At 48.4% G+C, this 11358-nt stretch carries 10 protein-coding genes; 4 read left to right on the top strand and 6 right to left on the bottom strand.

The features are described from left to right. Window positions 1-931: 931 nt before the first annotated feature. Together FYJ45_RS04115 and FYJ45_RS04110 are read left to right on the top strand one after the other, a co-directional pair. A complete protein-coding gene (locus FYJ45_RS04115) occupies window positions 932-1603 on the top strand; it encodes a response regulator transcription factor (protein WP_154463599.1) in 672 nt (223 codons plus the stop codon). Window positions 1604-1650: 47 nt separating this feature from the next. Continuing rightward, a complete protein-coding gene (locus FYJ45_RS04110; protein ID WP_154463598.1) occupies window positions 1651-2991 on the top strand; it encodes a sensor histidine kinase in 1341 nt (446 codons plus the stop codon). Between the two features lie 69 nt (window positions 2992-3060). Here FYJ45_RS04110 and FYJ45_RS04105 read toward each other — a convergent pair whose 3' ends face one another. The 6 genes from FYJ45_RS04105 to FYJ45_RS04080 form a co-directional block, all read right to left on the bottom strand. Then, on the bottom strand, window positions 3061-4431 hold the full coding sequence (locus tag FYJ45_RS04105; protein WP_154463597.1) for a M18 family aminopeptidase: 1371 nt from the start codon (window positions 4429-4431) through the stop codon (window positions 3061-3063). Between the two features lie 340 nt (window positions 4432-4771). After that, complete coding sequence (locus FYJ45_RS04100) at window positions 4772-4969, bottom strand: hypothetical protein (RefSeq protein WP_154463596.1); 198 nt, start codon at window positions 4967-4969, stop codon at window positions 4772-4774. 266 nt (window positions 4970-5235) lie between these two features. Beyond that, a complete protein-coding gene (locus tag FYJ45_RS04095) occupies window positions 5236-6357 on the bottom strand; it encodes a PD-(D/E)XK nuclease family transposase (RefSeq protein WP_154463595.1) in 1122 nt (373 codons plus the stop codon). Between the two features lie 667 nt (window positions 6358-7024). After that, entirely contained in the window at window positions 7025-8635 is a 1611-nt protein-coding gene (locus FYJ45_RS04090) for a hypothetical protein (protein ID WP_154463594.1), read from the bottom strand. Then, on the bottom strand, window positions 8628-9341 hold the full coding sequence (locus FYJ45_RS04085) for an ABC transporter ATP-binding protein (RefSeq protein ID WP_154463593.1): 714 nt from the start codon (window positions 9339-9341) through the stop codon (window positions 8628-8630). Before FYJ45_RS04085 ends, FYJ45_RS04090 begins: the two co-directional genes overlap by 8 nt. Before the next feature lie 45 nt (window positions 9342-9386). After that, window positions 9387-9905, bottom strand: a complete 519-nt coding sequence (locus tag FYJ45_RS04080) for a helix-turn-helix domain-containing protein (RefSeq protein ID WP_154463592.1) — start codon at window positions 9903-9905, stop codon at window positions 9387-9389. A gap of 256 nt (window positions 9906-10161) precedes the next feature. Between FYJ45_RS04080 and FYJ45_RS33035 the strand changes: the two genes are divergently transcribed. Continuing rightward, entirely contained in the window at window positions 10162-10758 is a 597-nt protein-coding gene (locus tag FYJ45_RS33035) for an HIT family protein (protein ID WP_330588523.1), read from the top strand. 35 nt (window positions 10759-10793) lie between these two features. Continuing rightward, window positions 10794-11351 carry an ATP-binding cassette domain-containing protein gene (locus FYJ45_RS04070; RefSeq protein WP_330588522.1) on the top strand — a complete coding sequence of 186 codons (558 nt, stop codon included), beginning with the start codon at window positions 10794-10796 and terminating at the stop codon, window positions 11349-11351. Window positions 11352-11358 lie beyond the last annotated feature (7 nt).

Below are 11358 nucleotides of genomic sequence, written 5' to 3'. Positions count from 1 at the left end.
GATCTTTACAAAATCGATATGCCTGTAGCTCTTGTTGAAAAGCAAAAGGCAAAAGCTATCAAGCAAGCCAAGAAACTATTACAACGAGAAGGATTACTTCCGCCTGATGAACCATTAGCTTCTTGATCTAATTTCCTAACTCTATAACACTTCAAAAAGTTGCCTGCCTTAGACAGCTTATTCAAGTGCGTCCATTTATGGTTTTCCTCTACTTTCTTTCACACTAACCTCTTTCTGCCGTCCTCCGGAATCAACCTATGCTTATCCTGTCTTTTATTATCGCTGCGCGTTGGGCCGGATGCCCGCCCGTGCTGCATCTTCGTTCATTTCCCGGCAAATACGCAGGTCAATCAGAACCTTTTTCACAGCTTCGTTCCCAGATCGGCAAATCTTTTTTATTTCCGCGGGCAACGAGCCAGGCATCCATGCTTTCATAGATATTTGGCGGATGCCGCGAAAGTCAAATGCCCCGCTGCCCGGCAGCGCTGCAAGCCAGATACTTCGTTGCTGCAGCGGGGTGTCTGACAATTGTCAGTTCAACACTGCATATCTCCTGCAGTCTGGTTTCATCATACCAGAAATTCCTCTAAGCTTTCTCTAAAACCGCAGCGGTTCTGACAACATAACTGTTAATTATAATTCACTCCGCGGAACAATAACAGACTTCGCAATGCACACAAAAAAGCAGATTCTGTTTATTTTGGCGCTGCGCCTTTTCTTCCAATGCTGCGCCCCTTCTTCCAATATTCGTTAGAGATTGTTTAGATACTTTTATGATATACTAATTATAAATACCAGTACTTTTACTGCGCATGCCCATACGGATACGCGGCGGCAGCCGGGCCATTACGCGATAATTCCAAATAACCGGATGCCTGTAACTGTTCCGTTATCCGAACGGCTGCCATGAATATTCCCTGAGGGAGAGGCTATGAAAATTTTACTTGTGGAAGACGACAGAGAACTTAACAGGACGCTTCTTTTCCAGCTGGAAAAGGAGGGGTTTTTAGTGGATTCCTGCTTTGACGGAGAAGAAGCCTGTTACTATATGCAGGAGGGTCTTTATGACCTGATTCTGCTGGATCGCATGCTGCCGAAAATGGACGGCATCGCTGTCCTGGAAAAAATACGGCGGGAAGGAAATACCGTTCCCGTCATACTGCTGACTGCGCTGGGGACGCTGACGGATAAAATAACCGGCTTAGACTGCGGCGCCGATGACTATCTGGTAAAGCCTTTTGCCTTTGAAGAGCTGGCGGCACGAATCCGCAGCATCAGCAGACGGCCCAGGCGGATGGAGGAGGGGCGGAAGCTTTCCTTTGATGACATCAGCTATTCTCCGGAGGAATTAAGGCTGGACGGCCCCGACGGATCCTGCTCCCTCTCCCGGAGGGAAGCCGCGCTCCTGGAGGCCTTTCTGAGAAATAGCGGCCAGTCGCTTTCCCGTCAGCTTCTTCTCTGCCGGGTCTGGGGGCCTGATACGGATGTGGAAGAGGGAAATCTTGACAATTATATTTATTTTCTCCGCAGACGCCTGAAAAGCGTGGGCAGCCGCATACAGCTGAAAACCGTGCGTGGGATAGGCTACCGCATGGAGGACTGAGATACATAATATGCTTTGCGGCAGCCGCCGCAGAAACAGAGGTTAATATGTTCCGACAAGTACACCGGCGCCTTACGCTGCTTTGCGCAGGAATCACCATCCTGGTCCTTATTTTTATGGCCTGCAGCTATCTGTATATCTCCGAAAAAAACCTGAAGGAAAACAGCTTTGCTTCTTTCCGCAACGATATGAACACTCTGCTCTCCAATCTGGAAAATCAGACGGTCATCACACATGAATGGCTTTCCAAGTTAGAGGGCGGGGGAAAATACATAATCAGCATCCATGATAACGACAAGGATTTTCTCTGGGGACAGCAGGATGGCGGCGGCAGCAGAAAGGCGGCCCTGGAGGCCGGCTGGGCCTATTACCAGGAAAATGCCGAAACGTTTCCCACGCCCCTTGCCTTTACCATCACCCATCAGGAGTTCCGATTTTCCTCAGCCGGGCAGGGACAGGATGATTATTTCGGCTGTATCGCCTTATCCTCCAGGAATACGGGGAAGCTGACGATACTGATTCTAGAATCCCTGGCCCCACTGCAGGAACAAATAAAGGCGCAGCGGCATACTTTTTTTATGCTGGTGGCTTTTTCCTCCCTGGTCCTGATTCTCTTTGCCTACTTTTTTACAGGCAGATTGCTGGTTCCGCTGCAAAAAAGCAGAGACAGCCAGATCCAGTTTGTGGCGGCAGCTTCCCATGAGCTGCGCACGCCCCTTTCCGTGATCCTTTCCGCCGCCTCTGCCTGCCAAAAAGCTTCGCCTGCCGAACAGGAATCCTTTTTCCATACCATAGAAAACGAGGGCGCGGCCATGTCGCGCCTCATTTCCGATCTGCTCATGCTGGCCGGCGCCGACAGCCATTCCTTCCCCCTGCGCCCTGAGGAATGTGAGCCTGACACTCTGCTCCTGAATACCTTTGAAGCCTTTGAGCCACTGGCCCATGAAAAAGGCTTCCGCCTGTCCGTCCGGCTTCCGGAGGAAAAAACAGCACCCATCCGATGCGATTCGGAACGCATCCGTCAGGTGCTATCTATTTTTCTTCATAATGCTTTCAGCTTCTGTCCCAAAGGGAGCAATATTACGCTTTCCATGAAGCAGCAGGAAAAGCTTACCTCCTTTTGTGTCATGGACAACGGCCCCGGAATCCCAGACGAAGAAAAATCTCATCTATTCGACCGTTTTTACCGTTCCGACACCTCCCGCCAAAGTGCGGGGCATTTCGGACTGGGGCTTTCCATCGCCAAAGAAATCATGGATGCCCACCACGGCGGCATTTTCGTTTCCGACACGCCGGGCGGCGGCACCACCTTTACAATTACAGTCAAATCCCCCGCCGCAGGTAACGGGGCCTCAAACCTGAAACGCCATGGACGGCGGGGGAGCTGACTCCCGGGACAATCGCCAGGTAATCGCACAGGCGCGTTGGTTAGGCTCATCGCCCGCGAAAATAAATTTTTACAGGAAAAGGCCCTGGCACAGCCTTACCAGATACTCCGTATCCTTCACGCCCGCTGTTTCCAGCGCGGAATGCATGGCGAGCTGGGCAAGTCCGATATCCGCCGCCGGAATGGATACGTGTGCGGAGGAGATGTTGCCCAGCGTCGAGCCTCCCGCCACATCGGCCCTGTTTGCAAAATTCTGGCAGGGCACGCCCTGTTCCTTACAGATATTTCTCACCACCGCCGCAGAATAGGCGTCTGTGGTATATTTCTGGCTGCCCTGGAACTTCAGGACAATGCCGCCGTTTAAGTAGGGGCGGTTGGTAGGATCCGATTTTTCTGGATGGTTGGGATGTACGCCGTGGGCATTGTCCGCGGAAAGCAGGAAGCTGCCGGCAAGAAGATCCCTTCTGGCGGAACCGCTCAGTTCCAGTGCGTCACAGATACACTGGATAACATCTGAAAGGAAGGTGGAATCCGCCCCCTGCTTGGTTCCGCTCCCGATTTCTTCATTGTCAAAAAGGGCATAGACAGCTCCGTATTCCCCCTGCGCCTCTTTTTTTGCTTCCTTTTCCGTCTTTTTCCCGTCATCTGCTGCAAGAAATCCTGCGAGTGTTCCATAGGCACACTGCAGATCATCCAGTCTGGGAGACACAATAAATTCACCGTCCACTCCCATTCTTCTTCCTTTTTCCCTTGTATACAGATACAGATCCGATGCCAGGATGTCTTCCTCTGAAACTCCCAGCGATTCTGCGCAAAGCGCCTTAAGGCTCTTCTTTTTCAGCTTTCCCTTATTCTCTTCTTCGTTTTCAGAAGACGCCTCCGGATTTACGCCGCCGTACAGGGGAAGCAGATCCACCTGGGGATTATAGGCAAAGCCCTTGTTGATTTCCCGGTTGAAATGGATTGCCACATTGGGAATGATGCAGAGATCTCTGTCAATATTCACAAGCTTCGTAACCGGCCTGCCGTTTTCCATAAGAATAGCCCTGCCTGCCACAGATAGAGGACGGTCCAGCCAGGTGGACATGATCATGCCGCCGTAGCCTTCCGTATTCAGCTTTACATAATGGCCTTCCACATCCATTTCCGGCGTTTCCTTCACCTTAAAGCAGGGCGAATCGCTGTGGGACGCAGCGATACGCAGGCCTTTCATTTCACCTGCGGGAATACGGAAGGCGATCAGCGCGGAATCATTCCGCGTGGCATAATATCTTCCTCCCGCCCTGATACCGATCGCCGTTTCACAGACAATTTTCTTATAACCGGCTTCCTCCAGCATCCTGGCCGCATTTTGTACCGCATGGAAGGCGGTGGGGCTGTTGTCGATAAAACGGAACAGGCCTTCCGTAATTTCTTCTGTAGTGAAGCTTGAGTTTTCCATTTTTTAATCCTCGCTTTCTTACATTTAAAGCATACAAATATTTTTCGTATCTGTCCGGCCGGGCAGCGCATTTACTATTTTTCCGTAATAATCCAGACTTTACCGAACGGTTACATTTTACCAAATCTATGGCTTAATGGCCAGAGCCAAATCCTCCTGAATCCTCACCCCCTGTATTTTTCCGCCTGCAGCCGGAACATATATGCATATCTGCCGCCCGCGGCAGTCAATTCCTCGTGAGTTCCGCATTTAACCAGCTTTCCGCTGTCAATCATATAAATACGATCTGCATGTCTCGTTGTTGAAAGGCAATGGGAACGAAATGGTCTGCCCTCATTTATTAATTCAGCGCAAAGCGCAGCATAAATGTATCCGAAACGAATTCAACACATGCTTCCACAGCCATAATCACCACAGAGGAACTTAAAAACCATGGTGATGCCTTATGAATCAGCTTCAGAAAAAACAGATTGTTATCAATGATCCTTCTCAGGGGAAACTTCCCTGTTTCCATTTTGTGTACTTTATTCTTCTGCATACTATCCCATCCCCCAAAAGGATTTTATCATAGTTCCTGAGCGGATTGCATTTATATTATTATAGTTGATAACTGTTTCTATTATCTTTTTTAATAACTAAAAGAAAATAGCATCCCTACCCGCGCCGATAGCATATATAACGCAGAGTCTGGATGCTATTCTTTACAGTTTTTCAGGAAAAAAATCAGGACCTATATCTGGCTGCACATTTATAATATGAAATATTCAGCTACAAACATACGGTTCCAACAAACACTATGAAGGCTTATTTTATGGAATCAGAACCATTTTTTCTTTCCAGTTCTTCTATTCGTTTTAAAGCCTTCTCAAGTGCGGCAGCCTGAGCCGTAATCATCTCCAGCAGTTTGTTATTTTCTTCATCATGTCTTTTCTGCTCTTCCTCGTGTCTTTTCTGTTCCTCTTCGTATCTCTTTATCTCTTCCTCATATTTCTTTTTTTCTTCTTCCAACGCAGCGGACTGTGCATCTATTGTCGCCTGCATCTCGTCTATCATATACTGCACTGTGTTCCGATCCATCTCTCTTAGTTCTTCTGAAAACATTCCCATCACCTTCTCCATATTCCGGCAGACTTCATATACGTCCCCATACATCTGTCTGAACATCGGGTATTTATTTATCAGCTCGATTATCCGTTCCGGATCCTGCGTGCTATAGAACATCAGCCACGCCTCCAGTTCGTTTTCTATACTTTTATTTTCCATGTTTTTTTGGAATATGTCAAGCGTAATAAAGATAAAATTCTGTAACAAATCTAACTCAAGCCCTGTATCAAAGCTCCAGTCTGATTTATGCAGATATTCCTTTTCCATAGAATGAAATTCCACAGGGCTTTTCTCAAAAAGCACTATGACATATACGTTTTTGATGTCTTTATAACTGAACTTACCCTTTTCCCTGTTCCTCTTATCCCGTGCCCTTTTATACTGCCTCAGCAGCAGATCCGCAGCATAGCAGGCGCTGCGTTCTCCCGGAAAGGCATAGCCCAGCTTCTGAATCTCCACATCCGCCAGGCTTCCGTCCTCGAATTCCACCAGGATATCCGTGACTAATAAGGTATTTTCGTCCGCAATCCTGCCTCCCTCATTGGGAAGCACCTGACGGATCACTACCTTTTTCCCCAGCAGCAGAGACAGAAAATGGTTCAGCCTGCCGGGTGTATATTCCGGACTCATGATTTCCTTAAAAAAAGAATCATAAAGGATCTTTACGCCCTTCATACCCGTACAAAAATCCAGGAACTCTTCCTGCTGTTCAGACGCCCAGCTCCGGAACAGCGCCTGCAGCCCGCTGCTTTCATCGATTTCTTTCAACACCTCCTTTCTTTCCCTGATAAGCGGAAAATAATTTCTGAGCTTGTTTTCCATAAATATTCCTCCTGTATTAAGTTTTATGCCATTTACGGATTATTGCTTCGAAAGGGAAGCGCCGAAATGAAAGAACGGCCGGACGGCCGAATACTGCAGCAGCATAGATACTGCTGTGTGACGAAATAATAATAACATACTAATTTAATATTATCAACACAAAACTAAACGTTTTTCAAAAGCTTTTCCGAAGTATCAAGAAACTGAGAGAAAACAGCCCCTGTGTCAGAAATTTTTTCTTTCCCTCACAAAGCTTCATTTCCCCCCACAGGCCGTCCGAAAACCTTGTTTTTCTTCAATCTAAAGCCATTTTTTGTATTAAAAATGCCAGATACATTTCCCTCGAAATTAATATCTGACCTCAACAACTGAATAAAGTATATAAAGATGTCTCAGCAGCTGCCTGCTTTCATCAGTTCCATCATTTTTTCTAATCCAAGCTTGTCAAGGTACGCATTTTTATATGTGAATCATCTGCTGTTAGGGCAGATGCCTCTGCCAAAATCTCATGTCAGATTAGCCTAAGTTTTCGGACAGTCTGCCCCACCACCAGGATTCCTGATTTCCTATGCCCTTTCCTGCAAAAACTGCTGCCCCACATACCATCCAGAACTCTTTAAGAGCTTTCCGTCTGATATCCGGGGCAGCAGTGTCCTCCTAAGGTTGTTTATCCAATTTTCCGCAGATCATATCTTCTGTTCTTTCCATAAAGAATAACGGTTATCAGTAAAACAAGCACCGTCACCCCTCCCAGGAAAAGGTCGGCCGGAACCCCTGCCAACGCAAAGCGCAGTCCGATGGGAACCAGGGCCAGCAGCATTCCTCCCAGAACGGACACAAAAGTGGAAGCGCTCTGCTTTACTACCGTCGTTTCATTGTCCCAGTTGAATACCGGCATTTTCAGGTTAATGGTAATCCCCAGAACCGAAGAAAAACAGGCATAGACCAGCGGAACCAGGAATATCCAGACAGGCTTCAGGCCCCCGGTCTGGCCGGAAACCGTCAGAATCGTTCCTGCCAGCAGAATGGAAGGCACGGCAAGCGTCAGATTCACCAGCATTTTACCATCCAAAATCAAACCGGAGGGAATGGGCAGCGACCTGGGAATCCACCACTGCTTTCCTTCTATGGAAATGGAGCTTGAGGTAGTGCCCCCCATCATCACCATCAGTGACAAAAGAAAGGGGAGCATGCTTCCCAGGCTGACAGGCAGGGTGCCTCCCACCCCTTCCAACTGCAGATAGCTTTCCAGCTTATCCATCCCCGCCGCCGCAAGCCCAATCGCTGCCGCTACCATAAGTATATATCCAACCATCGTATTCATTACGTATATATTAGAGGCAAAATAACGCTTTATCTCTTTTTTGTACAAAGCGCCCAGCACGGAACGCTGCTTCAGGCTCTGCAGCCTGTAATTCTTCTTTGCCTCATGCGTACGCAGCGTACTGCTTATCTGTACATACTTCCACTGCACCAATGCGATGAACAGGAGGAAAATCCCCATGGATTTGGCCGCAAATCCGGCCAGCGCCGCCGGATTTACGCCGGTAATCCCCGCTGTATACAGACCGGTCAGCGGATACATGCCGTTTACCTGCTCTACTGCACCGCGTATCATCCCCGCCATATCCTGAAGCTCCATATTTTCCGCCCGTGAGGAAAAAAGCATGGTTACCGCCAGGATTCCCAGAGTAAAAGTCATGGACAGTAAAATAATCACCAAATTTTTATGCCGCACGCGGGAACCAATGGCCATGATTAAAGTTCCAATCAGAGACGCCGCTGTCAGGGGAACCAACGGGACAAAAAAGAGGCTGATAAACATCCGCACATAAACAACAGGGGAAGGCGCCGCCGTCAAGCCATATACCGCGCCTGCCGGCGCTATGGTAAGCGCCGACAAAAGCAGGGAGCTTAGATACATATGAAGCAAGCGGCTCATAATTATCGCCGACGGCTTCAACGGAAGGGCCGTCAGCATCTCATAATCCCCGGCGGCAAACAGCACCGGTCCCGCTTTGAACAGGGTAAAGATGAAAATAGCCATACTCGACACCGCAACCACAAAGCCGGGAACGCTGTCCTGTGCCCCGGAAACACACAGAACCCACGCTGCCCCCGCGACATAGAAGGCAAGCAGCCCCCCGCAGAATATGAAAATGCACAGCATGAAAACCAGCTTTCGTTTTTTCCTCGCATCCCTGCAATGCATGACTTCATTGATTCCGAAGTCCTTCAGCAGCTGAATCCTTAACAGACGGATACTCGTGCTAATCATGTCTGACCACCTCCATAAATACTTCCTCCAGTGATTTACCCTGTGTCAGCCCGGCAGTTTCGCCGGCAGCCACCAGCACGCCTTCCTTGATGATGGCGATTTTATTACACAGCTTTTCCGCCACATCCAGCACATGCGTGGAAAAGAAAATAGCGCTTCCCTCCTCACAAAGGGCATGCATATTCTGCTTGAGCACCACGGAGGCGGAAGGGTCCAGCCCCACAAAGGGTTCATCCAGCACCAGAAGCCGGGGCTTATGAATCAGTGCGGAGATGATGGCCAGCTTCTGCTTCATGCCGTGGGAATAAGAAGAAATCAGATCACCCAGGCTTTCCGTGATTCCGAACTGCTCCGCATATTCCCCGATCCGCTCCGTCCTTACCGCAGAAGGAACCTGAAAAATATCCGCAATAAAATCCAGATACTGAATACCGGTCAGATGTTCATACAGGTCCGGATTATCCGGTATATAAGCCAGAAGGGATTTGCATACAAGCGGCTCCTCCTTTACGGAATGCCCGTCAATGCGGATTTCCCCTTCCTCAAAATCCAGGATTCCCACTACAGCCTTAATGGTCGTGGTTTTCCCCGCGCCGTTGTGGCCTATGAAACCGTAAATATCCCCGGGCAGGATTTCCAGGTTCAGGTTGGATACGGCTTTTTTCCCGCCTTTATAGGTTTTTGAAAAATTGATGATCTCCAACATAATATTCTCCTATTCTTCCTGACAGTTCAGTTAACCAGATCGCCGCTACTCTTCCTCGCTTGGAGAAGAGATCAGCGTAAACCGCCTGATTTTCCGGCCTTCCTCCGGTTTATTGTAAATATAATCGTTGAATACCGCCCCTATTTTAGCGGTCATCTCCATAAATTCCTCATCGGTAAGAAGCAGGGTGGAGGTGGACAGGCTCAGCAAATCCTTCCTCGGGTCGTTCTCCTCCTGTGCAAAATAGCGGGAAAAGAAAGCGGCCAGAGAAAAGAGCGCCGCCTGAATCATCTGCGCCGCACCTTCCCGGCTGTACTCCCCTGCCGGATTTTTTACCAGCGCATAGGTTTTTTCCACCGTTCCCCGTATCTTACGCTCCCGCACGACCTCAATCCCACCTGCTTCATACAGTATTTTGATATGCCGGTACAGGCTGGCCGGCGGAATATCGTTCAGCTCTTCCCTGATAGAGGATACCGTGCCTTCCTCATGAAGAATCAGATACTGAACGATGCGCTGCCTTACGGGATTCATAATTATTTTCGTAAAATCCTGCTGGTTCATTGGCTCATATCCTTTCTGCTGCAGTATCAATCATTATCATAAATAGTATTATTATCATATATGAGATTGTTTTGTTATCCTGATAGTATCACTTTCGCATCACTGTGTCAAGCCATTAATACAATGATACTAGAACCCTTCTTATGGAAAAAGTACGGCCTTCCATTCCCCGGTATGCCATGGTAAAATAACAATAAAACAACTCTGAACAACACAATAATTTTCAGCACGGAGGGCTGTCTGCATAAATGACTGTATGATATGTGAAAGAATTGACTGGATTAAAGCAGGGAAAAACCCATATTTTGTAAGAGAACTTAACACAGGCTATGTGGTTATCGGCGACCATCAGCGGATAAAAGGATATACGCTCTTTCTGTGCAAAGAACACGCAACGGAGCTGCATTTCCTGGAACAAGCCTTCCGAATGGAATTTCTCCGGGAAATGTCCCTTGTGGCAGAGGCGGTTTATAATGCATTCCAGCCGGATAAATTGAATTATGAGCTTCTCGGATCCGGAACCGGACGTCACATGCATTGGCATATTTTTCCCAGAAGATCCGGAGACACCCCCACAGGAGGACCTGTCTGGAGCCTGGGCGCACATTCTGCCGTTTGTGCCAGTACGCATACCATTCGTGCTGATGCTGACATTTGGCCCGTACCTGCGTTATACTTTGACAAGAGGAGGAGATACATCATGAAAAAGAAGAAAGAACCCCTGAAATACCATGTTTTTTTCGGATTTGAAAGAATATTCCAGGCAGCGACAATGAATATGAAATTGAATTCCGGGATGTTTCCTTCCAATATCCCGGCTCCGATACCTGCGCCCTGCGCCATATCAACCTGAAATTCCGCGTTGGCGAGCGGTTGGCGGTGGTTGGTATGAACGGCTCCGGAAAAACCACCTTTATCAAGCTGCTCTGCCACCTTTACGATCCCACGGAAGGAGAAATCCTGCTCAACGGCATTGACATCAGGAAATATGATTATGAGGAATACATGAAAATCTTTTCCGTGGAAGCCTGCCTTGATGCGGCCGGGTTTGTTAACCGCCGTACCTCCATGCCTGACGGGCTGAAGACATGCCTGTATAAGGACTTTGAGGAAAACGGCGTGGAAATCTCCGGCGGTGAAGCGCAGAAAATTGCGCTGGCCAGGGCGCTTTATAAGGATGCGCCGTTCATTGTGCTGGATGAACCCACCGCCGCCCTTGACCCAATCGCAGAGTCGGAAATTTATTCAAAATTCAATGATATCGTGGGAAACAGGACTGCCATCTACATCAGCCACCGCCTGTCCTCCTGCCGGTTCTGCGATGAAATCGCCGTTTTTGAAAACGGGCAGATCGTACAGCTGGGGAGCCATGAGGAACTGGCGGCAGATACCGGGGGAAAATACCATGAGCTGTGGAATGCTCAGGCACAGTATTACAATAATTAAAACTATG

The organism is Eisenbergiella porci (assembly GCF_009696275.1).
Taxonomy (GTDB): Bacteria; Bacillota; Clostridia; order Lachnospirales; family Lachnospiraceae; genus Eisenbergiella; species Eisenbergiella porci.
This window is presented reverse-complemented; position numbering and strand designations above follow the sequence as displayed.